Below are 24,688 nucleotides of genomic sequence, written 5' to 3'. Positions count from 1 at the left end.
AATTAAACAGGGTCGTGGTCATTATCATAAAACAGGTTGTAAAAATCGGAGGAAGTCTGTTCCCGAATCATGCAATAACACTGGCGGACAAATTGAAAAACACCGGTTCATGCATAATTCTTGGAGGAGGCGAGTTTGCAAATTTGATTCGCAAATATAATGATGAAGTTAGCTTTTCAGACGAGACAAATCATTGGACAGCTATCGATTGCATGGATATTATAGCAAAACTTGTCAATGATAAGGTTGAATCTGCAAAATTGGCATACTCATTGGATGAGGTGAATGACATATCCGATGAAGGATTGACTCCTATATTTATTGTTTCCGAATTTTTAAGAAATGAAGATCCCTTCGAATGCTCATGGGATGTGACTTCAGATTCGATTGCGGCCTATGTTGCAAACATGCTAAATGCGAACCTTTTTATAGTAACAAATGTAAATGGTATATATACCCAAGAACCGAAGGAGCCAGGTTCAACATTCATAAGTAAAATTGATGCAAAAACTTTACTAACTTTTCAGGAGTCATCGATTGATGTAATGTTGCCGTCTCTTTTATTAGAGTTTGGGACTGATTGTTATGTTGTGAATGGGAAGTACCCTGAAAGGGTTTTATCTCTTATAGATGATAATGTAAATCATTATAACTTCGATTACACAAAAATAATAGGTGATTTAAGATGAAAACTGTAGAATGTATTTCATGTAAACAAGAAATTCCATTAACTGGACCTTTCGTTGAATTCGAATGTCCTCTTTGTGGAGCAAAAATTGCAAGATGTGAAAAATGCCGTACTTTTGGTCATGCTTACAAATGCGAATGCGGATTTGAAGGACCATAAATTTAAATGGAGGAATTAGAATGGGTGAAGTATTAACAACTATGAAAATCATGCCAGACAGTCCGGATGTAGATTTAGAAGCTATCAAAGCAACAATCAAAGATTCAATGCCTGAAGGTGCTAAACTTAATGATATGAAAGAAGAACCAATCGCTTTTGGTTTAGTAGCTATCATTATAAGTTTCATCACTGAAGACGGTGAAGGCGGATCCGAACCTGTTGAAGAAATGGTTTCCGGTATTGATGGCGTAGCCAGTATCGAAATTACTGGTGTTGGAAGATTAATGTAAAATCTTTCATTTTTTTCTTTTTTTTATTTCAATTTTCAAAATTTTAGGCATACCTAAAAATTTAGTAAAGTTTATATACTATGATGTCCAACTTTAATACAAGTGACATAAATTTAGGCATACCTAAATTTTCACTTTAACAAAACATATTATTAGTCAATAATAATACAATCTCCAAAAATATATTTTGATATTGAATTAGTTTCCACAATTTTCTAATTTGATATCGGGAAATTATCTGCCGAAATTTCCAAAATGATGTTTATGGTTTCTGATAGTAAACATCAAATACATACTCTCTTTAAAAATAGTGATTGGAGTTTTTCACTGTTTTTATTTCAATATGTCGTTTTAAACTCCATATTATTTTTCCTCGAAAGGTGCTTAAAGGGGTTTTTTAAGCACCATCCTATATTTTTCATATTTTAGGTTAACCTAAAAATTTCAAAACATTTAAATAGGTCTTGATACAAAATCAAGTATGGCAATAAGAAATTAGGTTTACCTAAATTTCTAATTTTGATTGCTATTGTATGTTGATATTAAATCACACTACAATTCTCCGATTATTACTAAATTAGTTTTAAACTCTTTAATTTAGTAATGGCATATGACTACTCTCATGAAATTAAATATGAACTCCATATTTAATTTCACCTATTTTAGGTGTTTTAAATGGCAAACAAGACAAATAAAGCAAAATGTTGTGAAGTAAAAGATGATTCAAAGGAGAAAAAAAGCATTTTTAAAAAATTATGGTGTTTCTTTTTTGGATGCAACTGTCACTAATTTAATATTTTTTAATTTTTCTCAATTTTTTTCAATTTTTATCTATTTTTGATAAATATTTAAGTATGTTAAATTAGATATTAAATATTACTTTAAATAACTTTAAATAGGTAGGAATTATGGACAGGACAAAAAAAATAATTATTGCCATAATAATTGCCGTTCTTATAATTCTTGTAGCAATTATTGCAAGTGCACTTTTCATAGGTCAAAATTCCGAACTCAACAATGGTAACAGAAATATTTTGGTATGTGCTATTGATGAAAGTGAAGACCGGCCTGGAATGGGAGCTTGTGACATGGCGTTTATCGTAACTTTGAATAATGGTACTCTTAAGAATTATACTCCTGTTTATCCGGGCGGTTTGACTCACCCGACAGCTAAGGAACCTGCTGAAGCTCAAGCTCAAGGTGCAGGATCTAGGTTGCTGCTTCACGATGCTTTTTGGGACTCAGATAATGCTCTTGACATGAGGCTTGCAAAGGAAATTGTGGAGCATAATACAAATTATCAAATAGATTCTGTTGTTGCAATAAATACTAAAGCTTTAGATGCAGTGCTTGACGCCGCAGGAACAATAGATGTTAATGGAAATAAAACTCATGTGAGCAGTATTGACATTATCCGTGAAGAAGACTGGGGTCAAGGAGTATCAAGAGGAACTGCTGTATTGGATGTCGTTAAAGCTGCGGCAAGAGCAGCAAAAGATCCTAACGTGAAAAAAGGCATGATAAATGCGGCTCTTGATCAATATGCAAAAGGCAACATTATCATGGATAAAGAAGGCGAATTTGTAGGATTGTTAGCATCAAAAGGAATTGAATCATTCTTCGGTTAATTCCTTTCTTTTTTTATTTTAAACTTTCGGTTCTAATCTCTTAATGAACACTCCCATAAACATCACTATCATCGGGAAAAACACAGAATATATCAACATTAACATGTTTGATGATATGACGTCTCCCATAACTGTTGAACCTGCCATCAACATTATCAGACTGATTACCGGAGCCAAAATAGCTATAAACGTATAAATCAGTATGAATGAATTTAATTTTTGGGAATATTCCTTTAACTTGATTTGCATTTCAAATGAAATGTCTTTTGCAATTATGTCCAAGCTGTATGCCAGATTTCCTCCGACCCTTAGAGTGCCTACAATCTGCTGTATTGCTCTTGTAAGGCCTTCTGATTTGATTCTTTCAGACATTTCAAGAAGGGAATCTTCGGTTGATTTTCCATATTTCACCTCTTCCAAAACACGATTGATTTCTTTTGAAAATGATCCATAACCGGAATTTCTTATTGTCATCAATGTGTCATGAAGGCCTTTCCCGGACTTTAACTCGATTCCCATGTGTCTTAAGGCATACGGCAGTTCCCGATTTAAATCAGAATAGTTTTTCTGTTCTTTAATTTTAGGATAGTATATTAAAAACACATATACCATTCCAACCATGACCAGATACATTGCACAGATTTCCGGAGGTATAATGAAAAATAACAGTAGGGATATGAGAATTATGGCTGTTATTGTTGATTTTTTAACCATTGTCGGAATTAGACGTTCTCTCAGCTCGTCTATCCTGTCCCTTTCATTTGCAGGTATCCTTTTTTCGAAATCCAGTCTTGAAAATAGTGATGATGTCTTTGACTCTTTTTTGGAATTGTTATCTTTTCTGGTAATGTTTTTGAAAAATGAAACTGAAGATAATGCGATTGTGCCAATCATTATGAAAAACTTGTTTAAAATGATATCACCCGTTCAACAGTATTCTGTTTAAGACTTTTTCGCTGTCATTGTAGTACAAATCAAAAACGCTTTTTACATCATCACTGGAATGGATGTCATGTTCAACCATATGGCTTAAAACGATTTCTCTGTTTTCAATTTCTCTGTGGATTTCGCTGACTGATTTTCCGGTCAGGTTTGCAAGTTGCGTGAGTGTTTTGCTTGATATGCTTACATTTTCAATTGCATCTGTTTCCGGGTTCCACTGGAAGATTTTGTTTAGCTGAACCACTCCTTCCTCGATTCCCACCACTTCGGCAACTTCACTGATTCTTCTGTAGGACACTCCTGAAGATGTGTAAATCCTGTTTTGCATTATAATAAAGTCGATGGCCTGAATCATTATTTCAGGAACGGACATTGGGGCATTGGTCAATCTTGTAATTGTTTCTCTGGCGTCATTTGAATGCAATGTTCCAAATCCCGAATGTCCGGTATTCAATGCGGTAAATAGTGTAATTGCCTCATCTGATCGGACCTCTCCAACAATGATTCTGTCGGGGCGTTGCCTTAATGAATTTTTAACCAAATCGTTCATGGTTAATTCGCCTTTGTTTTCCACATTTGCAGGTCTTGTTTCCATTCTGATGACATGTTCATGAGGAATCTGCAGCTCCAATGTGTCTTCAATTGTTATTATTCTTTCCTTAGGGTTGATAAAGGAGCAAAGGGCATTTAAGGTTGTTGTTTTCCCGGAACTTGTTCCTCCGGAGATAATTGCATTTGCGGATTTGACTCCAAGGCCGTCAAAACAAACCCACAGAAAGGCCGCAAGTTCTATTGAAATTGTTTTAGAATTGATTAAATCAATGATGGTAAAGGGGTCTTTCTTAAATTTTCTAATGGTTAATGAAGGGCCGTCCGGTGATACGGGAGGGATTGTGGCATTTATTCTTGACCCGTCAGTTAATCTGCCGTCTAGAATTGGAGACTCCTGGTCTATTCTTCTGTTGATCTGTCTTGCAATTGAATCTATTAGGTCTATTAGCTCCTTTTCATCATCAAATTCAATATTTGTTTTCATCATTCCGTATTTTCTGTGGTAGACGAATACTGGTTTGCTTATTCCATTTATCATGATTTCCTCCAAATCATCATCCTGAATCAGTGAATCTATTTTTCCGTAACCGATTATGTCCCTTAGAAGCTTATGGGACAGGTCATCCAAATATTGCTTTGAGACTTGAAGATTTTGATTTTCATCTGAAAGCCTCATGAATAGGAAGTTTCTTATGTCGCCTAACAGCTTCTCTTCATTTGACTGGAAATTTTCGCCTGTTGATATGGCAAGGTCAACCAGGTTTTCACGAATTTCGCCTAAGAGAATTTTTTCCTCAGGGCTGTAATTTTGTCTGGACACGTTATATTGTGGTATAATCTCATTATTGCTCATATTTTTCACCTTAAGCGATTTTTAACACATTTTAAAATTAGTATTACTGATTAATAAAGTTTTTATTACTTTCGAAAGCATAATTACTTATATAAATCAAAATCATATTATCAAATCAATTGTGAGGTTATTGCATGCTGGATATTGAGGATAGAATGGATTCATTAAACGAATGTGAAAACTGCAGGGATGTTCAAATAAAAAAATTTTCCCCTTTAAAAGACCTGATTAACTTCGATGATTATGACGGCGATTATATGAGGTGTCAATGTGGAAAAAGACCTCTTGATATTGTAATGAGCCACATACTGAAAATCATGATTGAAAACGGGATTGTAGGTGAAAAGGCAACACTCAGGCGTAACTCTCCAGTACCATTATCTGATTTTTACTTCAGCAGTCTGAACCCCCAATTCATTCAAAAAAACACACTGATATTGCTTCATCCGGATTTCACTCCAGAAGTTGCTGCCAAACTGATGGATGAAGTTCCAGAAGTAAAATGCGTTTTGAAGGGAAGTCCTCAAAATGTTGTCGGACAGCTGAATAGGGATTCTGACATTGGTCACTTTGAAATTCTCGAAGGTGACGACACTCAGATTAATGTTATGAGGACATTGCTTGATGAAAAAATAATTTTAGTTAAAAACCAGTCAAGGCACCATATTGAAGTTGCAATGACCACTGAAGAGAAATTGCTCAGGCTGCACAATTATCTCGACAATAACGGTATTAAGAAAGGCACAGCCATTGACGGGATGTGCGGTTTGGGAGCACTTGGAATCTATATGCTGAAATACGGATTTGAAAAGGTAATATTCAATGACATTAACCCTGAGATGATTGAAGCGCTGAAAAATAATCTGGAAATCAATGGAATCGGCGACGGATTTGAAATACATAATCAGGCATTTGAAGATTTAAGTGTCGAACATGCAGATTTATGTGTCATTGATGCATTTCCGGGTCAGGACATTTCTGATATTCAGGAAAAAGCAGAAAAAATAGCAGATAATGTATTGATTATCTAGCTACTTTAAAATTTTGATTTTATTTTTTATAAACATGTTTTTTCAAAGTCTTCTTGAACAATCTCTAATAATTGTTCTATTGAAGGCTCCATGTTTATTTCAGTAATATTGCAATTTGTATTGTGCTTTTGAAAAACATATTCCTGTGCAAATGATCTGCTCATAAATTCAATATTTTTGAAGTTAAATATTACCTCTTTCTCGTTTTTAATCTCTTGAAAAAGTTTTTTTGCTGTTGGACCCATTCCCAGTTTTTTAGGGTATTTCTCTTCAAGAATTATTTCAATTTTAGTCATGTTCTACTTCCTCATTGATTTTTTCAAATTTTAAATATTCATAGAGGTTATCTATTTTCTTATTATTTATTCGCAATAATATAAAAGTTCCATCTATAAATGTTTTGTTTTGAATTATGTTTATTCCATTTTTTGTTATTTTACAGGTGCCGTTTCCTGATGAAATTATCATTTTTCCTTCAAAACCGAGAGTTGTTATTCTGGCAGTTGAATTCAACCCTCTTCCATGCAGATTAAATTTCTCTTTGTCGGTTGTTTTTCCATTCACAGCATAAAAAATAGCTTTCCCATCATTTGAACATTTAATTTTAGCATCTTTAAAGCTTTTAGGAATTCCAATACCGTCATCATGGATTAATATGGTGATATTTTCATCGTTATTAATTTCTATATGGGCATTTCTAAATTTTGAATGTTTATAAACATTAATTAAAAGTTCATATAGTAAAAAATTAATACTCTGTTTGTCTACATCAGAGGGGAGTAATTTTTCTATTTCATCTGTAAAATCGGATAGATATTCTTCAATTTTTTCTGAAACATTTAAAAAATCATTAAATTCATAAAATTTTAATTTTTTAGTTTTTGTTTTGTCGATATCGCTCTTTTCAAAATCTTTAATTTTCTTTTTTATTTCTTTGATTGTTTGTATTTCATTTTCCATATTTTTCACCTAAATAAACATCTGCAAATAAATGACAATGGCAGGAATAATCAGAACTCCCATCAGATGGGATTTGCCCACTCCTATGTAGTGCGGAAGCATTCCCAGGGCAGTGGAGGTAATCAAAGCCAATGTCATATATCCGAGTGGTGCTTCATAATAAAAAATAAAAATGTAGAGAATCAGAATCTGAAGTAAGATAACTCCTATGGATAATTTCTTATAATCGACACCGCTCATAAGTCTAGAAAAAGAATCGCCGAGTTTTAGGGATAATGCCAATGAAACGGAAACCGCAATCAGAGATGCAAAAATAAAAATTGCCAGATGGTTCAGGTTCATCTCGCTAATCAGATATGACATATAGACAGCTATTCCGCTTCGTGGGTTTCCGATAATATAGATTGCAATAAGTGAAAATAAACAGTCAGAAACATTCAGTCCGGATGTTGCCAGAAGAAAATTGACAGTATCGTCATCGTCATTATCATTGGCTCCGCTTGCAGCCTGTGCAATGACGGTTCCCTGTGCAGGTCCGAATCCCGGCAGAAATCCCAGAATTGCTCCTGTGATTCCGCCTGCAAAAATGCTTTTGAATTTGTTGAAATCCAAATTAAGCTCATAAAATTTGTTTTGATGGGGTATTGTTGATGAATCGTTCAGGCTGAATAAAATGGTGCTTATTCCAAAAAGGCCGGAAAATGTGCACATTAACGATACTCCTGATGAAATTGGGGTTTGAAAAATTATCCATCCCAATATCCCTGAAAGTGTGAATAAGAGCAGGGACCATATGAAGTCTCTTCGGGTATTGGTCAATTTGTAGGTTAGATAAATTGATGCGAAAAGGAGTATTGCCCATGTAAACGGCTTTGAAATGTCATGCATGATGGGCAGGGCCATTGCAAAAATCGGAAGCATCAGTATTGTAACTATAATCGCTCCAAAACCTCCTATTGATACAATTCTTATCACTTCCTTTGATCTTCCCTGCAGAACCATCCTATGTCCGGGAAGTATTGAAGTTGCCGTTCCTTCCTGCGGCACTCCCAAAAGCATTGACGGTACAAATTCGATTAATGCATGGGCTATTGACATTGCAACCATTACTACACAGAGGAATTCCGGCGATAGGAATGTCAGTAAAAATGTTGAAGATGCAAACAGGATTGCTCCTGCCGTATTGACATGTATTCCTGGTATCATTCCGGTTATTGTTCCAATTGATATTCCTATAAAACAGGCAATAATTAATTCTATCATACCTATTAATTATTTTAACTTTAATTTATACTTTGTTGAAGCTATTAATCAATATTTACTCTATTTTACAAAATTGAAGTTATTTACTATAATTGTTTTAATTTAGAAGAATTGTCGTGGCTTTGTAAAATTGTATTCATTCAAAAAGTATTTGTGTGTATTCGGATAATATATTATTAATGTCAAGACCGAGAAATATTGTATTGCTTTTAATCATAGTGGCTATTTTAATTTTAATCAGAATAACAGTAATGGGTTATATAGCAAGTCTCATATTGCCTCCATCACATGCAAGTCCTTCAGATACATTGGTTGAGGATATTGGAGGCGATAATTTCCTTACCGCCACGTTAAAAGGATGCTTAAAAATAAAGGAGGAAAACATTTCGGATGCTTCTTTTAGAACATCCAGCGGCATATGGGAATGGTATAATGCTAAAAACATTACTTATGTGACTGAGTATGGAACGAAGAACTATATGATTGTATGGAAAGCGCCGGCTGATAAATATGATTTTAAAAATGAGGGTGTTAATCTATATTTTTCGAATTTTTTGACTGACCGTGCTGCAAAATGCTTTGTCGAATATTCCTATGAAAACAATTGCGTTTATGGAATAATTGTCGACACTTCTAATGTCAAGTATAGTGAATCCGAATTGATGTATGATATTTTAGGTCTTAACCGTACGGGATTTGATCTGACCTACAGCAATTCCGGAACAGGTCACAGCGGAGGTTACTCTGGTGGTGGAAGTTCTTATCATACGGTTGTGCCTGACAGGTACACGCTTTCAAGAACGGACCCCGGAGCATATTATGACCATTATGAATACGGTGACAATTATGATATTGACAATTATCTGGAATCGGAAGGTTTCGACTAAAATTGATTCCTGTTGAATTCCAGAGACTTTAGGGATATTTTAGTTAGCAGTTTAAGCAAATCTTCACGGGAGATATCTAATTCTTCACAGATCATATCATCCCATTCTTTTTCTTTTTCGATTAAAAATTCGGATGTTTCAATTCCTTTTTTGGTTAAAGTGATTTTATATGCTCTTTTGTTGTCTTCATCAACTTCCCTGATAATCAATCCCTTCTCTTCAAAATCCTTGAATGCCCTAGAAACTCCACTTCGGTCCATTAGGCATGCCTTTGCAATATCGGATTGGTTTGTACCCATTTCATAATATAAAAAAAGCAGCATGTAATATTGGCTGGGAAGTATCTCCGTTTCACTTTTGATGTGTTTATTGATGTAAAAGTCATGAGTTTTCATCAATGAAATCAAATGGTTAACCAAAAACGGGGAATCTCTAATAATGTCATCATATTCTATCATAATAAAATCACCTTAATTATTAATTATTTAAATTAAGATTTAAATAGTATTTGTAACATATTATTCACAACAAACAATTGGAGACCAATCATGAACAAAAAAATCATCATCATTTTTGCAATTGCCTGTGTTGGTTTGGTGTTGCTTACAAGCCCTGCTTTTGCAAAGGAAAACGTTAATGTAGAGATATCAACTGACAAGTGGTTCAACGGCAAGGGCGTTATTTTAATCAAGCTTGTTGATGACAAGGGTAGGGAAATCCATTCCAATGGGAAAATCAATTATACAATTACAGACTCTAATGGTCATTATGAATGGAAATGTAAGTCATATGGCAAATTTCTTAGAATAAAATATGATGCGGGATGGTATAACGTTCAGGTGAAATTCGATGGGGATAAGAAGTACTCTTCTGCCTTTTCATCCCAGGACGTTAATGTGCCGACATCCAGACCTAGCTTTGATGCTTACAATTATTATGACAATCATAATTGGGGTTTGAACCAGGAAATAGATGATTATATTGAGTATAATTATTGGGATGAGGAAATCTACGATGATGCCTCAAACTATGACGGTGAGGGATATTAGTTAATTTTTTCTTTGTCAATATTTTAAAAGACAGTGATTAAAATTCACTTTTAATCAGTTCCAATAATGATTTTTAATTTAAATATATTTCAGGTTTTAAATTAAATTAAAAAAGAGAAATTTGGTGTTTATTGGTTGAGGAGAGTTATAAACACCAGACTTGTTTTTTCGGGAATTATGTGGCAGATTTTCCCAATACCAAATTAGAAAATTGTGAAAAGCTAATTTGATATTTAATTTTGGAGAGTGTATTATTATTGACTAATAATATGTTTTGTTACAAGTGCATATTTTTAGGCATGCCTAAACTTTATGTCACTTGTATTAAAGTTTGTTGTCATAGTATATAAATCTTTCTAAATTTTTAGGTATACCTAAATTTTTAGATTTATCACCTTGATAAAAAATAACGTATGTTATATAACAATTGGTATGAAATGATATTTAAATGTTTTTATTAGGTATGCCTAAATATTTAAATACCATAAAATTCAAAATAGTAGTAAGTTTAGGTTAACCTAATTTATTTTAAAGTGGGGATGAACTTAAACTAAAAATTTTTTTTAGTAGGCGGATAACGGAGAGATCTGTCATCTGTCAAGTTAATAAAACGGGAGAATGGTTAATGACAGAATTAATTGTAGGATTAGCAGGAAATCCTAATGTGGGTAAAACTACTGTATTCAATCAATTAACTGGTATGCGTCAACATGTAGGAAATTGGCCTGGAAAAACTGTTGAAAGGGCAGAAGGTCATTTCAAACATGGTGGGTATGATTATGATGTTGTCGACTTGCCAGGTAACTATGCATTAAGTGCTCATTCTATGGAAGAAATCGTTTCAAGGGATTTCATTGTAGATGATGACTCTGATGTAATTATTAATGTAGTTGATGCTGCTAATCTAGAACGTAATTTATATTTAACAGTTCAAATGATGGAATTGGGTGCGAATCTGGTAATGGCACTTAACATGAATGATTTTGCAAAGAAAAAAGATCACATCATTGACATTAAGTTGATGAGTGAACTTTTAGGTTTCCCTGTCGTGGAAATTAATGCAAAAACTAAAGATGGGTTTGATGATTTATTAAAAACTGTAGAAAAGGCATCTTCAAGTCCGGTTGACTCAAGTGAAAAATTATCATATGGTAATGATATTAAAGGCCATTTGATGGATTTGCAAAAATTAATCGAGCAGGATAAGAATTTGTTGGATGTTCCTTCAGTTTGGACTGCTATAAAGTTATTGGAAAAAGACTCTATTGTTATAGATAAAGTGAAAGGATCTTCTAAAGGCTCTCAGATTATGGCCGAAGCAGACAGGGTAAGCGCACATCTTTGGGATGTGTATAAAGAAGGTCCGGAAGAAGTTATTGCAAATGCAAGATATGCATTTATTGACGGTTTGATGACAGAAGCCGTTAAAAGGCCGACTGTTGAAAAAGAAACTACAACAGATAAAATTGATAAGATTGTTACAAACAGACTTTTGGCTCCATTTATATTTCTTATTATAATGTGGGTCATGTTCCAGTTGACATTTACTGTAGGTGCTCCTTTCCAGGATATGATTGATGAGGCATTCGGAGCGTTAGGAGAATTGGTTGCAGGATATATTGCAAATGAATACTTAGCATCCTTCATCTGTGACGGTATCATCGGTGGAGTAGGTGGAGTTCTTACTTTCCTTCCGATTATTATTCTGATGTTCTTGTTCTTGAGTATACTGGAGGACTGCGGTTACCTTGCAAGAGCAGCATTTACCTTGGATAAACTTATGCACAAAATCGTTGGTCTTCATGGAAAAGCATTCATTCCTATGATTTTAGGATTCGGTTGCGGTGTACCTGCAATCATGGCAACCAGAACAATGGAAAATGAAGGGGACCGTATGCTTGCTATGATGCTTGTTCCGTTCATGTCATGTACTGCCAGATTGCCGATTTATGCTATTTTCATTGCAGCGTTTTTCACAAAAGACCAAGGTCTTGTATTGCTTTCAATTTATGTGTTAGGTATTGTTGTGGCACTTATCGTTGCGGCAATCCTTAAAAGGACCATGTTTAAAGGTCTGTCAACTCCATTTGTAATGGAACTTCCGACCTATAAGATACCGTCCATAAAAGGTGTACTGTTACACACATGGGAAAAAGTAAAAGGATTCTTAAGAAAAGCAGGTACTATTATTCTTGCATGTTCCATTGTATTGTGGGCTTTAAGCATATTCCCATTAGGTGTGGAATATGGATCCGCTCAAAGTCTGTTGGGTATGATCGGTACTGCTATTGCTCCAATATTTGCTCCATTAGGATTTGGAACCTGGCAGGCTGCTGTAGCTATTATTGCAGGATTGGCCGCTAAGGAAGTAGTAGTTGCAACATTCGGTACTCTTGCTGGTATGGAAGAGGATGATGAAGAAGGTATCACTAGTTTGGTCCATGACACTTTCACTCCATTGTCTGCATATGCATTCATGGCATTTACATTACTCTACACTCCATGTTTCGCAGCTATTGGTGCAATCAAACAGGAAACCAACAGTTACAAATGGGCATTAACTATGTGTGGTATCACACTAGTGACTGCATATATCGTATCCTTCTTGATTTACAATGTTGGTTTGCTTGCAGGATTCGGATAAATGTTGAAAATGTAATGATGATTGGAATATCCAATTATCATTTTTAAAATTTTTAGTCATAACTAAATATTTATATACTTGTTTAAACAAAGGATATATTACGAAGTTTTTAGTGTGCCTAAAAATTTATTTTAGTTATTTTGGTGATAAGATGAAAACCTTAAAAGATACAAAACCTGGTGAAACCGTAACTTTGGTTAAATACCATGATACTGGGGATGTTGATTTAAGAAGACACTTATTGGGTATGGGTTTTGTTAAAGGAGCAAAAATTACTGTTAAAAAAGTTGCTACTTTAGGAGATCCTATTGAAATGTCTGTAAAAGGATATGATGTTTGTCTTCGTAAAGAAGAAGCTGAAAATATTGAAGTAGAATAACTTCAATGTTTTTATTATTTTTTTAAAACTATTTTTTGCGGTGTTATCATGAAATGTCGTATGTGCGGTTTTGAATTTGATGAAACACAATTAGAAAACCGTGGATGTTCCAGTTGTGGAAAGCATGGGTGTAATAGCATACATTGCCCTAACTGTGGTTTTGCAAACTCTCCGGAATTGGATCAGGAATTTGAATTTATAAATAAACTTAAAAATAAAATTAAAAATAGAAAAAAAGCTACAAATTAATTTTTTGTTGCTTTTAATATTTCTTCAACTGTTTCTTCTATGCTGATTTTTTCAGTATCTACATTTAATCCGTTTTCTTTTAATTTATATAAAATTTCAGTAGTTACTGGCGCTTTCAGGTGGGCTTTTTTCAATAATTCCTTATTGGAAAATATTTGGTGCTTGTCTCCTTCAGCTATTATTTCACCATTATGCAAAACGAATATTTTATCAGCAAAATGATTTACCATTTCTATATCATGTGATGATATTACAATGCTTATTCCTTCCTTATTCAGGTCATTTAATATATTTAATACTTTATCTACTCCTTCGGGGTCCAATCCTGCAGTAGGTTCATCAAGAATCATTATTTCTGGTCTCATTGCAATAATTCCTGCAATTGCCACTCTTTTTTGCTGACCCCCGCTTAAGTGATGAGGCGTTTTTTCTTCAAAACCGTTCATTCCTACCATTTCCAGAGATTCCCTGATTCTCTTTTCAACTTCATCATAATCAAGGCCCAAATTCATTGGTCCGAAGGCGACATCTTCCTTTACGGTTGGTGCAAACAGCTGGTCGTTAGGATCTTGGAATACTATTCCTACCTTTTGTCTTACTTTAAGCAGTTCGTCACGTTCAAATATGATTTTTTTACCGTCAACTTCCACATGTCCTGATGTGGGTTCGGTTAATCCGTTAAAATGGGAAAATAATGTTGATTTGCCTGCACCGTTAGGTCCCATGATTGCTATTTTTTCTCCTTTTTTAATTTTGATGTTAACATTTTTTAAAGCCTGAGTACCGTCATGGTATGTGTAAGATAGATTTTTTGTCTCTAAATGTATTTGCTCCATTATTTCACCTAATTAATTCCTAACTTTTGACCGAAGTAACCTAATTGTCCTCCATATTTGAAAATGATGATTTCGAGAATAATTACAATAACAATTATTGTAAATAAATACATATAATCGCTTTTTTCAGGAGATTTTTTCTCATCAAACATTTCAGATGCGTCGGAAAAACCACGACTCACCATACTTTTGTGCACTCTTTCTCCCTGTTCATAGGCTTTCAAAAACATCATTGCTATTGTATATCCGACCTGCTTGACTCTCCATTTGTAGGGGGTGTTTTTAGAATGAATATTAAAATTTCTTGATTTTTGGCTTTTTCTGATAGCTGCAAGCTCATCAACAAACAAAAATAAAAATCGGACCATGATTGATAAAATCATCGCCAAATCCCTTGGCATTTTTAACTTTCTAAATGAACTTGCCATTTCCTGCAGAGGGGTTGTTGATGAATATATGATGATTGCAGTCAGACAGACAATCAGACGAACAAATAAAAGAATCCCCCAATTCAAACCAACATCGGTAATGTGCAGCCATGAATAACTCCAGATTATGTTTCCCGGTTGAATAAATGGCTGAAATATTATGATTGCTCCACCAAATGGAAGCAACATCAGCAATCGTTTAAAAGAATCAACATATGATAGATTTGCTATCTTTAGAATAATTAACAGGACTATTTCCAATATTATGGGTATAAAAAGTTCCTGTGAAATAACGCAAACAATAATTATGAAAATTGTTGAAATTAATTTAATTCTTCCTTCAAGATTATGGATTGGGCTGTCCTGTGATGCCAAATCATCAAATCTCATTATTTGCGTTATATCTACCATGGTAATTCACTATTATAATATTAAAAATTAGTAATATATTATTATTTTGTCATGTCTGTTTAATTGTTTTTCAATTACTTTTAAAAAAAGGGAAATATAGAAATTAAATTTAATTAATTTCTATTTTTAACAACTTCTGCAACTGCATATCCCACTCCCAAGGTTACAATTGTACCTATGACCAGCGCTACAATTTGTAATACTTGGTTATCAGGAGCATTTGCAAATGCATAATCCGGGAAAATGGCATCGGGGATGCCTTTAATCTCTTCAACTGAGAAGTCTTCAGGAAGACCTGAATCCTCTGCTGATTTTTCTAATCCGTCAGGATCACCAGATGCAATGTATGGTGAAAGAGCACAGATTATGACGCAAATAACAACTGCTACTGCTATTAATGTTATATCTTTTTTATCCATTTTATGCATCTCCTTCATTCCATGCGAGTAAATCTGGTCTGAATTTGTCTAATGCTACAAGAACAATTACAGTTAATACTGCTTCGATTATTCCAATGAAGAAGTGATATAATACCATTGATGGAATACCAATATTCATTGGGAAAGTTCCAGCAATACCCATTTCAATAGCACATGCTAATGCTGCAATTACTGTAGCTAACCATGCTGCAACTCCTGCAGCAGGATATTTTCCAATCATTCCGTTCAATCCTTTGAAGGTGTATAATCCTACAGAACCTCCAATGATTGCCATGTTCAATACATTTGCTCCTAAAGCAGTTATACCACCGTCTCCAAATATCAATGCTTGGATAAGTAAAACCACGGTAAATACTAATACTGCAGCTTCCGGTGCTAAAAATACAATTGCCACTAATGCTCCACCGACCATGTGTCCACTTGTTCCGAATGGAATTGGCATGTTCATGGACATGATTGCGAAAATACCAGCAGCAAGTACTGCCATAAGAGGAATGTGTTTTTCATCTAAATTGGACCTAGCCCATTTTACAGAGAAATACAATGCAACAATTAATATTACATAGTATATCAGACACTGTGTGATTGGGATAAATCCGTCAGGTATGTGCATTTTTTATCCTCCATTTTTATCAGTAATACTTTTTTCGATTTAGTATATAAATTAAGTATTACTGATTTGTATTATTTTCAGTTATTTTTAGTAATATCAAGTGTATTGGGAGTTTTATTAAGTTTAATGGTTAATAATTCCTTTTTTATGCTTGACATTTAATATATTAATTTAATTTATCTATATAAAGGTTATTAAAGTAATACAAATTAGTATTATTTTTAGATTTTTGTAATACTTAACGTCGAAAAAAAGTCTAATTTTTTGATTTTACTATGCAAATTAAGTAAATTAAAATAGCTATTGCAAAGTATAATAAAACCTGAATGTCCAATATTCCGGTTTCTATTCCTAAAATGGAATATGTTAAAATTAGGGAGTAAATTCCAATATAGAAATAATTTTTGGTTTTCTGCACAATTTTAAATCCGATGCCCAAGATGAATCCCAAAATGCACATTTCAACCGCCACTCCAAATTTACCGAAATCAACCACCATCTGTCCAATCAGTGTAGGAGTGACTGTTACTTCAGTTCTCCATGCGATAAGTTTCCCGACCATCATCCTAGGTCCCAGTTCGCTTCCGGGAATGGCGCTTGCCAGCAGTTTTCCATGGGTAAGGCCGAAGTTTCCTCCAATAAAGTCAAGCAGGTCCAGAACATGCAATGTAAAATCTGCTCTGGATTGCAGTGTATAGAACGGGTTGGTTGATGATGTTATTGTCAGCTCTCCGAGTGAACGAAAATAACCAATCCCTATGATTGCACCTACACCAAGCAATGCTCCGATAACAACTTCCCATAGTGAAACAATATTTCCATAGAAACCTATGATAATTATGATGAGAAATGCTGCAAGTAGTGGTGTCCTATAACCTAGAAGCAATAATATTGCACAGTCAATCACGAGTAAAAAAATGAATCTGAATCGGGCCTGTGAACGTGTGATTTTTTCATCCTGATAGTCCCTTAAGTATGAACTTGCAACCAGACATGTTCCAGGTATTATTAAAAACACAGGCATTGTAAATATTGGTTTTAACAGATAACGGATTGAAGGCTTTAAAAGAGGTATTCCTCCAACAGTAGCTATGCTTACAAAGAAAAATACGATACTTACCAAAATCAAACAGAATCCAATTGAATACATGTCTTTTTTGTCAAAATGCAAAATGTTTTCTATGCCGTCATTGAGAAAATATCTTGGAAGAATTGCTGATCCGATAAAAAATGCGGTAAATGCAATAATCAATGTTATTGTTAGGCTTTGGGACAGCTTATTTAATGAAAGCAATAGAAATCCTGCAAATAAGAAGATTACAATAAGCGGATTGAAAATATGATTTTTTAAAATGTTGTTCTTGTTCAGAAAGCTTAAGAAATTTTCACCGGGATATAATTTTTTGAAAAAACTGTTGACCCATTGGGTTTCAATAAACTCCAAAATAGTAAAAATGGTTGTAAATAAAAAAGATTTGTGAAATTCGTCACTTATCTTGTTTATTATTGATGTTAAAGTGGAATAAATCAAGCTCATTTTCACACAACTTAAAATGTTCGGATATTGGTGACTTCGTAGTTATTTTTGATATTGTTCATGGTACTGTCACTGCAATTGTATACCCTAATGGTTATGTCATCAGTTAACCCGTTAATATTTCCTAAAACTGAATCTCCATCCTTGATGTTTTTGGCAGTGGCTTTACTGATAACCAGCTGTTTTGTAAATTCAGCGTTTGTAGTTTTTATGGAAAATCTCTCGTTTTCCGCATCAAGTTTATTATCCAGTTCCTGCATTTTAACAGAATCGATTGAGTCAACTGTTATTGAAGTTGAAATTTCAAAATCGCTATTGCTCAGGTTTTTATTCAAATCAGCCAGTGAAGTGATATTGTAAGGTTTTACTGTAAACTCTTTTAAATTACTGTATGCGCTGCCGTCGGTTTCAATGGATATTGTATCTAAGTAGATGTCTGCATTTTTGACATTTTTGTATAATCCTGCAAGATAGGTTCCATTATTTGTTTCTATTAAAACCTTGACTGCAGATCCTTCATCAACCCATCTGACAGTACCGTTCAAGGTTACTTTTTCACCATTGGTTGCGTTTGAACCGGTAACTGTGGATTTAACTATTTTTCCATCCTTATAATAATTTAAGTAAGTTTCTGGAAGTTTATTGATTGTTGAAGCATCAAAAGCAGTTTTCTGTATGCTTGATGAGTCATCGCTGGTAATGTGGATAAATGCAAAAGCTACTGCACAAATGACCAAAATTATTATAATGTAATCGATAAGGGTAAATTTTATTTTCATATTAATCTTCGTAAATAGCACCTACTGGGCAAACGTCAACACATTCGCCGCAGTTATCGCACTTGTCAGTGTCAATAATTATGGTATAGGCTTTTCTTGAAATCGCTTCTTCCATACATACATCTATACAATCTTCGCAGACTCCGCATTCTTCCATATCAACTTGCAATTCTCACACCATTCAAATTTAATTTATAGAATATGATTATTTATTACCTTAAATATTTATATAGTTTGTTAAATAATATTATAATGTAGTTTTTTAAAATTATATTGGAATTGTATGCAAGGGTGCCCGAGCGGCCAAAGGGGGAGGACTTAAGATCCTCTGGTATAGGCCTTCGAGGGTTCGAATCCCTTCCCTTGCACTATTTTATACTTTCTCGATTTTTATTGCTTTAGTGGCTCAGCCGGTAGAGCGCCACCTTGGTAAGGTGGAAGTCGGGGGTTCGAATCCCCCCTAAAGCTCTGATTTTTTGTAACTTATTTTGAACATTTTTTTAAATTTTACATATTTTTAAATATGGTGAAGTATATAATTTTAAGAAATGTAATTTAGTAGGTGAAAATTATGAATTATAAAAAACTTATTTTAGTAGGTTTTATTTCCGCATTTGTTGCGATATTGACCTCCATTATGGGTGTTGCAGGTACAATTATAGGATCTGTTATTACATCAGTTCTTTATAATATGCTGACTGAAGCGCTAGAAAATCCTGTAAATAAAGCAAAGTTCAACCCTCGTTTTGAATGGGATGTGGCATATGTATTTCCATTAGTGGTCATTGCTTTAATTCAATTATTATTAATTTTCGCTTTACTTGCAGAAATAGGAATATTGCCTCATACATTCCTGAGTGCATATATGTCTCTTCAAGGTATTGCAGATAATAACTTATATAGGCTTTTAGGTGTTGCCCTATTGGTAATTAGTGCTTATCCTTTAATATTAAAACCGGAATTCGTAAAAAAGGAACATGGGGGCATAATTGCCTTTGTAGGTGTGGTATTTTTAGCTAGAGGTTTTGTTGATTTGGGAAATGTTGTAACCGATATCTATGATGACATATTCATACATTTTGATTTGCCTATAGCTATTATCGCATTTGTACTGCTTGCAGTGGTCATATGCAGAATACTGATTTTGTCAAGGCGTTCGCAGAGCGAATCCGCTGTTGTCCAACATGCCATTAATGAGGAAAACTTCAGCCAGGAAAATATCCATAAAGTGCATCACTCAGCAAAGCATCAGGATTTTGATTATAATGTGAAAAGGGAAAATGTTCCTGTAAAAAATGTTAAAAGAACAAATAAACCGAAAAAGAGCCCTCAAATCAAGCATGATGTCAAATTCAATAATCATGTCGGTGAAGAAAAACCTGAAAGGGGCATAAACAGGTCTTCGGAAAAAATTCGCTTTGAATCTAATGACTTGCTGGACGAGTATAAGAAATAGTTGATACAATGAGTAAAAAGGATAAAACTTTAAAGGAACTTCTGGATTTGATTTTATATGAGAATCCCTCAACTCAGGATGAAATTGCAGAACGGTTGGGTATTACTCGCAGATATGTTACTCAGCTGTTGCGTCCTTTAGTTAAAGACGGTACTGTAAAACGCGCTTACATGATTGACTTGAAAAGTTATAAGAAGTTTACAGAGTCATTGGTTGACTATTCTGCTTCAAATGCTCCAGGTAATGTTTTAATAAATGACATGTTGGACAATATGGCTTCACATGTTCACTCACAACTGGAAGCATCATTTGATGCGGTTTTGGAGTATGATGAGGATATGGCAAAAAAAGCTTTGGAAATGGATTATGCAACAAACAATATGGTCGAAAAAATCAGGACTTCTGTTGAAACTATATTGAATATTGATAAGCACACTGAATTTTCAAAATCTTTGCTTTACACTGAAATAGCTTATGATTTGGAACGTATAGGAGATTACTGTGGCCATATTGCAAAGTTTGTCATTAATGATGTCTATACGATAGATAAAACTGTAATGAAAAATTTGAAAAAGATGTATAAGACAGCTCAAAGCATGATTAGTCTGTCCATGACAGCATTCATTGAAGCGAAAACCGAACTTAAAGACGATTTGATGGAACTGGAAGATTCAATCCATATTCTTCAGGCAAAATCCATAAATTTGATTGCAACACAGATGGCCGAAAGTTCATTTGATGAAAAAGAGCGTTCAAATTATTTTATTTATTTATTCAGAGTTATTAAAGCATTCGAAAGAATGGGTGATATTTCTGTTGAGATGATGGATGTTGCTGTTGAGTTTCATGATAATATCCCAAGACCAACCACTCCACGTAGTTTCAGATAAAATTAAAAAAAGAGATAATTGATTTAAAAAAATCAGTTATCATATATTTTTGTTGTTGCATGCCTGTCTGCCCAGCATTGGACACAAACGCCAATAGGGAGACCTGCAGTATGGGTATGTGCTTTTAGAATTTTAACATCAAGGGCAGTTGTTTTTCCGCCAAGTCCCATCGGACCGATGCCTGATGCATTGATTTCAGCTAAAATTTCTTCTTCTAGTTTGGCCAATTGAGGATCTGGATTTCTTTCACCAACCTTTCCAAGCAAAGCTTTTTTACCCAGTTTTAAACATAAGTCTGATGTTCCACCGATTCCAACGCCGATTACAGTCGGAGGGCATGGTTTTCCTTTTGCTTTTAGAACGGATTCGACAACAAATTCCTTAATTCCTTCAATCCCTTCAGCGGGTAAGGCCATTTTCATGGCGTTATTGTTCTCGGAACCAAATCCTTTAGGCAGGATGGTTATTTCAAGATAATCTTCGTCAATCAGTTCTATGTCAATTGGAGGGATGTATTCTCCGATATTGATGTTTGTATTTTCACGGGTTAGCGGATCAACAATGTTTGGTCTGATTGGAATTTCTTTTGTGGCCTTTTCAATTCCCTCTTCAATGCCTTCTCTTAAATTTTCAACTTCAACATTGCCTAATTTTACAAAAACAACAGGCAAACCTGTATCTTGGCACATTGGAATGCCTTTTTCTTCAGCAAGTTCAATATTTTTTAATATAGCTTCAATATTTAAGATTGCCAGCTCATGTTCTTCTATTTTAAGAGCGTCTTCAAGTGATTTTTTTACATCATCACCAAGAACAATGACGGCCTGCTTGTAAAGCTCATAAACAGTATCTCTAATAGTTTCTTTAGTAATCAAAATAATAACCTTTTCAAATTTAATTAATTATTATTATGATTTTGAAATATAATAAATATTTTTAAAAATAGTCAGTGAATTTCAATAATTCCGATAGGGCAGACATCAATGCAGTCAAGACATTTATCGCATTTTGAATAATCGAGGGTAATCGCCCCTCCAAGTATCTTGAATGCATTATTCTTGCAGACTTTCATACATGGCGCATCTGATGGTTGGCAGTTCATACAAAATAAAGTTGGAGTGTCAACATTTGGTGTTTGTTGACAACTTCCGCAGGTTGTACAATTTGTACAATTTCCTGTATTAAACATAATTTTTTTATTCGTCTAAAACAAGTCTTGCTCTTGCTTGACTTGTTAAAACATGGACAATTCCGCCTTTTTTACTGTCAGGTTCATATAATCCTGCCATTTTAGCCAAGAATTTTTCTTGGTTTTTGGCTCTGATTTTTTCAGGATCAGCAACAGTAATAGCTCTTTTGGTACATGCTTTTATACATGCAGGTCCTTCTTCTCTATCAGCACAGAGGTCACATTTTTCAGCGACTTTTGATTGGAAAGTCATTGCACCAAACGGACAAACCATTACACATAATCCGCAGCCGATACATTTCTCGGTATCGACACCTTCATCGGTAATCGCTTCTGTCGGACAGATTTTTATACATGGTGCACTTTCACAATGTTGACATACAATGGAATAAAAGGAAGAGTCATGTTCTATTATTTTTATTCTATTAGCATTATGGACTGATGCACACATGCTTTCACAGTTGAGGCATCCATCACATAAACTGCTATTTACAACAATACTTTCCATTGTTTTCCTCCTTATAATCCTAATTCTTTACACTCTGCATCGACATATTTTTGGATTTTTTCAATGTGTTCTTCATCTAAGTGTTTGAATCTTTTTTGTGTTGACAGATAATCTTTTACAGGTCTTCTTTCTTCAGGCCTGAAAGTAATTTCGAAGTTACCATGGTCGATTTCATACAAAATCCATGAACCGGTTTCAACAGCTAATCTGCCCATTTCAATTGTTTTTTCTGAAGGGAATCCCCAACCAGTTGTACATGGTTGTTGCAAGTGAATGTATGCAGGTCCTTTGGTTTCTGCAGCTTTTTTCACTTTTTTGACATAGTCTTCAGGATATGCAATTGATGCGGTAGCCACATATGGAATTCCGTGAGCTGCCATAATCATAGGCATGTTTTTCTTAGGTTTGTCTTCTCCGAAACTTGCGGTTCCTTTAGGTGAAGTTGTGGTACTTGCACCGTATGGAGTAGCTCCACTTCTTTGAATACCTGTGTTCATGTATGCTTCATTGTCGTAACAAATGTAGAGCATGTTGTGTCCTCTTTCCATAGCTCCAGATAATGATTGTAAACCGATATCTACAGTTCCTCCGTCACCACCGAAAGCAACAACATTAACATCATCCTTTCCTTGAATTCTTAATGCGCTTTCTACACCGGATGCTACAGCACCTGAGTTTTCAAATGCTACATGTATGAATGGAACTTCCCATGAAGTTTCCGGGTATGGTGTAGTCATTACTTCAAGACAACCGGTAGCAGAAATAGCTACAGTGTTTTTGCCTAAAGCATTAAGAGCTAATTTAACAGCAATTGATGCTCCACATCCGGCACAGCCTCTGTGTCCCGGTGCTAATAAATCTTTATCAGGTATATCCATATCTATTCCTCCTTAAGTCCAATCCAGGTGACGTCGTTTTCTGGCGCTTTGGTTTTTTCGTATGCTTCCAGGATTGCTTCAGGTGTAATGTCTCTTCCACCTAAACCTGCAATAAATCCGTAAATTTCTTTATCAATTTTTACTTTCATATCAGCATAAAGTGCTCCACCAATTCCAAATGAGAAGTTTTTATCAATAACAGCTATTTTTTCACAGTTTTTAACAGCTTCGTTAATGGCTTCGGTAGGGAATGGTCTGTAAGCTCTGATTTTAAGTAAACCTACTTTTTCACCTTTTTCTCTTAATTGGTCTACCATTACTCTGAGTGTACTGCATAGTGAACCCATTGCAACAAATATTATGTCGGCATCTTCGGTTTTGTACGGTTCAACAAGACCATATTTTCTTCCAAAGATTTCTGCAAATTCATCGCATGTTTTTTGGATTACTTCCATGGATTTTGTCATTGCAACATCCATGTCATGTCTTGCTTCTGTGTAGTAATTCGGATCTGCGAAGTTACCGATTGACATTGGTTCGTTTGGATCAAGAAATGCATGTTCTGGTACATATGGAGGTAAAAACTTGTCTACACTTTCTTGATCTGGAATTTCAACAGGTTCTACTGTGTGGGTTAAAATAAATCCGTCCAAACATACCATTGATGGAAGTAAAATGTCTGGATTTTCAGAAACTTTATATGCCATTAAAGTTGTATCTAATGCTTCCTGTGCATTTTCAACATAAATTTGCAACCATCCTGCATCTCTTTGTGCAATTGAATCTTGTTGATCGTTCCAAATGTTTAATGGTGCAGAAATTGCTCTGTTGGCGTCTGCTAAAACAATAGGCACCCTCATACCTGCTGCAGCATATAAAATTTCATGCATTAACATTAATCCTTGTGAAGATGTTGCTGTAAATACTCTTACTCCAGCACCACTAGCTCCAACAGCAGCACTGATAGCACTGTGTTCAGATTCTACTTTAACATATTTAGCATCAATTTTTTCATCAGCAACGTATTGTGCTAAGTATTCAGAAATTGTAGTTTGTGGAGTAATTGGATAAACAGGAATAACTTGTGGTTTAGCTAATCTTACAGCTTCTGCAACTGCTTTATTTGAGGTCATTACTTCTTTTACCATT

The 24,688-nt window shown here is 34.5% G+C and carries 30 protein-coding genes and 2 tRNA genes; 14 read left to right on the top strand and 18 right to left on the bottom strand.

Annotated features, from left to right (window positions below; translation table 11 throughout):
- Positions 1 to 14: 14 nt before the first annotated feature.
- From QZU83_RS07075 to QZU83_RS07060, 4 genes are all read left to right on the top strand, one after another.
- Positions 15 to 689, top strand: coding sequence for a delta 1-pyrroline-5-carboxylate synthetase (locus tag QZU83_RS07075; RefSeq protein WP_295610808.1), 675 nt, complete (start codon positions 15 to 17; stop codon positions 687 to 689).
- Complete coding sequence (locus tag QZU83_RS07070) at positions 686 to 847, top strand: zinc finger domain-containing protein (RefSeq protein ID WP_292818647.1); 162 nt, start codon at positions 686 to 688, stop codon at positions 845 to 847. Before QZU83_RS07075 ends, QZU83_RS07070 begins: the two co-directional genes overlap by 4 nt.
- Positions 848 to 867: 20 nt before the next feature.
- Positions 868 to 1,137: an elongation factor 1-beta gene (locus QZU83_RS07065; protein WP_295610806.1), complete on the top strand. Its 270-nt coding sequence runs from the start codon at positions 868 to 870 to the stop codon at positions 1,135 to 1,137.
- Between the two features lie 908 nt (positions 1,138 to 2,045).
- Positions 2,046 to 2,765 (top strand): DUF4012 domain-containing protein, encoded by a 720-nt coding sequence (locus QZU83_RS07060; protein WP_295610804.1) that lies wholly within the window; start codon positions 2,046 to 2,048, stop codon positions 2,763 to 2,765.
- An 18-nt stretch (positions 2,766 to 2,783) separates the two neighbouring features.
- On the opposite strand, the gene QZU83_RS07055 is transcribed toward QZU83_RS07060, so the two are convergent.
- Positions 2,784 to 3,659, bottom strand: a complete 876-nt coding sequence (locus tag QZU83_RS07055) for a type II secretion system F family protein (RefSeq protein ID WP_295610803.1) — start codon at positions 3,657 to 3,659, stop codon at positions 2,784 to 2,786.
- Between the two features lie 25 nt (positions 3,660 to 3,684).
- Positions 3,685 to 5,112: a CpaF family protein gene (locus tag QZU83_RS07050; RefSeq protein ID WP_295610801.1), complete on the bottom strand. Its 1,428-nt coding sequence runs from the start codon at positions 5,110 to 5,112 to the stop codon at positions 3,685 to 3,687.
- A gap of 134 nt (positions 5,113 to 5,246) precedes the next feature.
- On the opposite strand from QZU83_RS07050, the gene QZU83_RS07045 reads away from it, so the two are divergent.
- Positions 5,247 to 6,143, top strand: a complete 897-nt coding sequence (locus QZU83_RS07045) for a 50S ribosomal protein L11 methyltransferase (protein WP_295610799.1) — start codon at positions 5,247 to 5,249, stop codon at positions 6,141 to 6,143.
- A 26-nt stretch (positions 6,144 to 6,169) separates the two neighbouring features.
- Here the strand turns inward: QZU83_RS07045 and QZU83_RS07040 are convergent, their stop codons facing one another.
- From QZU83_RS07040 to QZU83_RS07030, 3 genes are read right to left on the bottom strand one after another with little or no spacing between them, the layout of a single operon-like run.
- Complete coding sequence (locus QZU83_RS07040) at positions 6,170 to 6,439, bottom strand: STAS-like domain-containing protein (protein ID WP_295610798.1); 270 nt, start codon at positions 6,437 to 6,439, stop codon at positions 6,170 to 6,172.
- On the bottom strand, positions 6,432 to 7,103 hold the full coding sequence (locus QZU83_RS07035) for an ATP-binding protein (protein ID WP_295610796.1): 672 nt from the start codon (positions 7,101 to 7,103) through the stop codon (positions 6,432 to 6,434). Before QZU83_RS07035 ends, QZU83_RS07040 begins: the two co-directional genes overlap by 8 nt.
- A gap of 9 nt (positions 7,104 to 7,112) precedes the next feature.
- Positions 7,113 to 8,366 (bottom strand): tripartite tricarboxylate transporter permease, encoded by a 1,254-nt coding sequence (locus QZU83_RS07030; RefSeq protein WP_295610794.1) that lies wholly within the window; start codon positions 8,364 to 8,366, stop codon positions 7,113 to 7,115.
- A 179-nt stretch (positions 8,367 to 8,545) separates the two neighbouring features.
- Here QZU83_RS07030 and QZU83_RS07025 point away from each other — a divergent pair, with 179 nt between their 5' ends.
- Positions 8,546 to 9,253 carry a hypothetical protein gene (locus tag QZU83_RS07025; protein ID WP_295610793.1) on the top strand — a complete coding sequence of 236 codons (708 nt, stop codon included), beginning with the start codon at positions 8,546 to 8,548 and terminating at the stop codon, positions 9,251 to 9,253.
- Here the strand turns inward: QZU83_RS07025 and QZU83_RS07020 are convergent.
- Positions 9,250 to 9,711 (bottom strand): MarR family winged helix-turn-helix transcriptional regulator, encoded by a 462-nt coding sequence (locus QZU83_RS07020; RefSeq protein WP_295610791.1) that lies wholly within the window; start codon positions 9,709 to 9,711, stop codon positions 9,250 to 9,252. The genes QZU83_RS07025 and QZU83_RS07020 overlap by 4 nt on opposite strands.
- A 90-nt stretch (positions 9,712 to 9,801) precedes the next feature.
- Here QZU83_RS07020 and QZU83_RS07015 point away from each other — a divergent pair, with 90 nt between their 5' ends.
- The 4 genes from QZU83_RS07015 (at position 9,802) to QZU83_RS07000 (ending at position 13,574) form a co-directional block, all read left to right on the top strand.
- Entirely contained in the window at positions 9,802 to 10,302 is a 501-nt protein-coding gene (locus tag QZU83_RS07015; RefSeq protein WP_295610789.1) for a hypothetical protein, read from the top strand.
- Between the two features lie 625 nt (positions 10,303 to 10,927).
- Positions 10,928 to 12,946: a ferrous iron transport protein B gene (feoB, locus tag QZU83_RS07010; RefSeq protein WP_295610788.1), complete on the top strand. Its 2,019-nt coding sequence runs from the start codon at positions 10,928 to 10,930 to the stop codon at positions 12,944 to 12,946.
- 151 nt (positions 12,947 to 13,097) lie between these two features.
- A complete protein-coding gene (locus QZU83_RS07005) occupies positions 13,098 to 13,325 on the top strand; it encodes a FeoA family protein (RefSeq protein WP_292827637.1) in 228 nt (75 codons plus the stop codon).
- A gap of 48 nt (positions 13,326 to 13,373) precedes the next feature.
- Positions 13,374 to 13,574, top strand: a complete 201-nt coding sequence (locus QZU83_RS07000) for a hypothetical protein (RefSeq protein ID WP_295610786.1) — start codon at positions 13,374 to 13,376, stop codon at positions 13,572 to 13,574.
- Here QZU83_RS07000 and QZU83_RS06995 read toward each other — a convergent pair.
- From QZU83_RS06995 to QZU83_RS06965, 7 genes are all read right to left on the bottom strand, one after another.
- Positions 13,571 to 14,410 carry an ATP-binding cassette domain-containing protein gene (locus QZU83_RS06995; protein ID WP_295610784.1) on the bottom strand — a complete coding sequence of 280 codons (840 nt, stop codon included), beginning with the start codon at positions 14,408 to 14,410 and terminating at the stop codon, positions 13,571 to 13,573. The genes QZU83_RS07000 and QZU83_RS06995 overlap by 4 nt on opposite strands.
- Before the next feature lie 8 nt (positions 14,411 to 14,418).
- Positions 14,419 to 15,249 (bottom strand): cobalt ECF transporter T component CbiQ, encoded by an 831-nt coding sequence (gene cbiQ, locus QZU83_RS06990; protein ID WP_295610783.1) that lies wholly within the window; start codon positions 15,247 to 15,249, stop codon positions 14,419 to 14,421.
- A 113-nt stretch (positions 15,250 to 15,362) separates the two neighbouring features.
- A complete protein-coding gene (locus QZU83_RS06985; protein ID WP_295610781.1) occupies positions 15,363 to 15,668 on the bottom strand; it encodes a PDGLE domain-containing protein in 306 nt (101 codons plus the stop codon).
- 1 nt (position 15,669) lies between these two features.
- Positions 15,670 to 16,302 carry a cobalt transporter CbiM gene (gene cbiM / locus QZU83_RS06980; RefSeq protein WP_295610780.1) on the bottom strand — a complete coding sequence of 211 codons (633 nt, stop codon included), beginning with the start codon at positions 16,300 to 16,302 and terminating at the stop codon, positions 15,670 to 15,672.
- Between the two features lie 256 nt (positions 16,303 to 16,558).
- On the bottom strand, positions 16,559 to 17,839 hold the full coding sequence (locus QZU83_RS06975) for an oligosaccharide repeat unit polymerase family protein (RefSeq protein WP_295610779.1): 1,281 nt from the start codon (positions 17,837 to 17,839) through the stop codon (positions 16,559 to 16,561).
- An 11-nt stretch (positions 17,840 to 17,850) separates the two neighbouring features.
- Positions 17,851 to 18,618 carry an adhesin gene (locus QZU83_RS06970; RefSeq protein ID WP_295610777.1) on the bottom strand — a complete coding sequence of 256 codons (768 nt, stop codon included), beginning with the start codon at positions 18,616 to 18,618 and terminating at the stop codon, positions 17,851 to 17,853.
- A 1-nt stretch (position 18,619) separates the two neighbouring features.
- Positions 18,620 to 18,787 carry a 4Fe-4S binding protein gene (locus QZU83_RS06965; protein ID WP_295610776.1) on the bottom strand — a complete coding sequence of 56 codons (168 nt, stop codon included), beginning with the start codon at positions 18,785 to 18,787 and terminating at the stop codon, positions 18,620 to 18,622.
- Between the two features lie 116 nt (positions 18,788 to 18,903).
- On the opposite strand from QZU83_RS06965, the gene QZU83_RS06960 reads away from it, so the two are divergent.
- The 4 genes from QZU83_RS06960 to QZU83_RS06945 all read left to right on the top strand — a co-directional run bounded on the left by QZU83_RS06960 (position 18,904) and on the right by QZU83_RS06945 (position 20,964).
- Positions 18,904 to 18,986, top strand: a tRNA-Leu gene (locus tag QZU83_RS06960).
- 27 nt (positions 18,987 to 19,013) lie between these two features.
- A tRNA-Thr gene (locus QZU83_RS06955) sits at positions 19,014 to 19,086 on the top strand.
- A 103-nt stretch (positions 19,087 to 19,189) separates the two neighbouring features.
- Positions 19,190 to 20,074, top strand: a complete 885-nt coding sequence (locus QZU83_RS06950; RefSeq protein ID WP_295610774.1) for a hypothetical protein — start codon at positions 19,190 to 19,192, stop codon at positions 20,072 to 20,074.
- A gap of 8 nt (positions 20,075 to 20,082) precedes the next feature.
- Complete coding sequence (locus QZU83_RS06945) at positions 20,083 to 20,964, top strand: phosphate uptake regulator PhoU (protein ID WP_295610773.1); 882 nt, start codon at positions 20,083 to 20,085, stop codon at positions 20,962 to 20,964.
- Positions 20,965 to 20,996: 32 nt separating this feature from the next.
- Here QZU83_RS06945 and QZU83_RS06940 read toward each other — a convergent pair whose 3' ends face one another.
- The 5 genes from QZU83_RS06940 to porA all read right to left on the bottom strand — a co-directional run bounded on the left by QZU83_RS06940 (position 20,997) and on the right by porA (position 24,687).
- The gene (locus tag QZU83_RS06940) at positions 20,997 to 21,839 is read right to left on the bottom strand and encodes a fumarate hydratase (protein WP_295610772.1); all 843 of its coding nucleotides are present in this window, start codon (positions 21,837 to 21,839) and stop codon (positions 20,997 to 20,999) included.
- A 71-nt stretch (positions 21,840 to 21,910) separates the two neighbouring features.
- Positions 21,911 to 22,153 (bottom strand): 4Fe-4S binding protein, encoded by a 243-nt coding sequence (locus QZU83_RS06935; RefSeq protein WP_295610771.1) that lies wholly within the window; start codon positions 22,151 to 22,153, stop codon positions 21,911 to 21,913.
- Between the two features lie 7 nt (positions 22,154 to 22,160).
- Complete coding sequence (locus QZU83_RS06930; RefSeq protein WP_295610769.1) at positions 22,161 to 22,661, bottom strand: 4Fe-4S dicluster domain-containing protein; 501 nt, start codon at positions 22,659 to 22,661, stop codon at positions 22,161 to 22,163.
- 11 nt (positions 22,662 to 22,672) lie between these two features.
- Positions 22,673 to 23,539, bottom strand: a complete 867-nt coding sequence (gene porB, locus QZU83_RS06925; RefSeq protein ID WP_295610768.1) for a pyruvate synthase subunit PorB — start codon at positions 23,537 to 23,539, stop codon at positions 22,673 to 22,675.
- 2 nt (positions 23,540 to 23,541) lie between these two features.
- Positions 23,542 to 24,687 (bottom strand): pyruvate synthase subunit PorA, encoded by a 1,146-nt coding sequence (gene porA / locus QZU83_RS06920; protein WP_295610766.1) that lies wholly within the window; start codon positions 24,685 to 24,687, stop codon positions 23,542 to 23,544.
- Between the last annotated feature and the right edge of the window lies 1 nt (position 24,688).

Origin of the sequence: uncultured Methanobrevibacter sp. (genome assembly GCF_902771435.1) — an archaeon.
GTDB lineage: Archaea > Methanobacteriota > Methanobacteria > Methanobacteriales > Methanobacteriaceae > Methanocatella.
This window is presented reverse-complemented; position numbering and strand designations above follow the sequence as displayed.

Coding starts and splice junctions, on each gene's coding strand:
- QZU83_RS06935 (WP_295610771.1), bottom strand. CDS start 22,153: ATGTTTAATACAGGAAATTGTACAAATTGTACAACCTGCGGAAGTTGT.
- QZU83_RS07000 (WP_295610786.1), top strand. CDS start 13,374: ATGAAATGTCGTATGTGCGGTTTTGAATTTGATGAAACACAATTAGAA.
- QZU83_RS07015 (WP_295610789.1), top strand. CDS start 9,802: ATGAACAAAAAAATCATCATCATTTTTGCAATTGCCTGTGTTGGTTTG.
- cbiQ (WP_295610783.1), bottom strand. CDS start 15,249: ATGGTAGATATAACGCAAATAATGAGATTTGATGATTTGGCATCACAG.
- QZU83_RS06950 (WP_295610774.1), top strand. CDS start 19,190: ATGAATTATAAAAAACTTATTTTAGTAGGTTTTATTTCCGCATTTGTT.
- QZU83_RS07065 (WP_295610806.1), top strand. CDS start 868: ATGGGTGAAGTATTAACAACTATGAAAATCATGCCAGACAGTCCGGAT.
- feoB (WP_295610788.1), top strand. CDS start 10,928: ATGACAGAATTAATTGTAGGATTAGCAGGAAATCCTAATGTGGGTAAA.
- QZU83_RS07020 (WP_295610791.1), bottom strand. CDS start 9,711: ATGATAGAATATGATGACATTATTAGAGATTCCCCGTTTTTGGTTAAC.
- QZU83_RS07045 (WP_295610799.1), top strand. CDS start 5,247: ATGCTGGATATTGAGGATAGAATGGATTCATTAAACGAATGTGAAAAC.
- QZU83_RS07025 (WP_295610793.1), top strand. CDS start 8,546: ATGTCAAGACCGAGAAATATTGTATTGCTTTTAATCATAGTGGCTATT.
- porA (WP_295610766.1), bottom strand. CDS start 24,687: ATGGTAAAAGAAGTAATGACCTCAAATAAAGCAGTTGCAGAAGCTGTA.
- QZU83_RS07070 (WP_292818647.1), top strand. CDS start 686: ATGAAAACTGTAGAATGTATTTCATGTAAACAAGAAATTCCATTAACT.
- QZU83_RS06970 (WP_295610777.1), bottom strand. CDS start 18,618: ATGAAAATAAAATTTACCCTTATCGATTACATTATAATAATTTTGGTC.
- QZU83_RS06945 (WP_295610773.1), top strand. CDS start 20,083: ATGAGTAAAAAGGATAAAACTTTAAAGGAACTTCTGGATTTGATTTTA.
- cbiM (WP_295610780.1), bottom strand. CDS start 16,302: ATGCACATACCTGACGGATTTATCCCAATCACACAGTGTCTGATATAC.
- QZU83_RS07060 (WP_295610804.1), top strand. CDS start 2,046: ATGGACAGGACAAAAAAAATAATTATTGCCATAATAATTGCCGTTCTT.
- QZU83_RS07040 (WP_295610798.1), bottom strand. CDS start 6,439: ATGACTAAAATTGAAATAATTCTTGAAGAGAAATACCCTAAAAAACTG.
- porB (WP_295610768.1), bottom strand. CDS start 23,539: ATGGATATACCTGATAAAGATTTATTAGCACCGGGACACAGAGGCTGT.
- QZU83_RS06930 (WP_295610769.1), bottom strand. CDS start 22,661: ATGGAAAGTATTGTTGTAAATAGCAGTTTATGTGATGGATGCCTCAAC.
- QZU83_RS07050 (WP_295610801.1), bottom strand. CDS start 5,112: ATGAGCAATAATGAGATTATACCACAATATAACGTGTCCAGACAAAAT.
- QZU83_RS06995 (WP_295610784.1), bottom strand. CDS start 14,410: ATGGAGCAAATACATTTAGAGACAAAAAATCTATCTTACACATACCAT.
- QZU83_RS07005 (WP_292827637.1), top strand. CDS start 13,098: ATGAAAACCTTAAAAGATACAAAACCTGGTGAAACCGTAACTTTGGTT.
- QZU83_RS07035 (WP_295610796.1), bottom strand. CDS start 7,103: ATGGAAAATGAAATACAAACAATCAAAGAAATAAAAAAGAAAATTAAA.
- QZU83_RS07055 (WP_295610803.1), bottom strand. CDS start 3,659: ATGATTGGCACAATCGCATTATCTTCAGTTTCATTTTTCAAAAACATT.
- QZU83_RS07030 (WP_295610794.1), bottom strand. CDS start 8,366: ATGATAGAATTAATTATTGCCTGTTTTATAGGAATATCAATTGGAACA.
- QZU83_RS06985 (WP_295610781.1), bottom strand. CDS start 15,668: ATGGATAAAAAAGATATAACATTAATAGCAGTAGCAGTTGTTATTTGC.
- QZU83_RS06975 (WP_295610779.1), bottom strand. CDS start 17,839: ATGAGCTTGATTTATTCCACTTTAACATCAATAATAAACAAGATAAGT.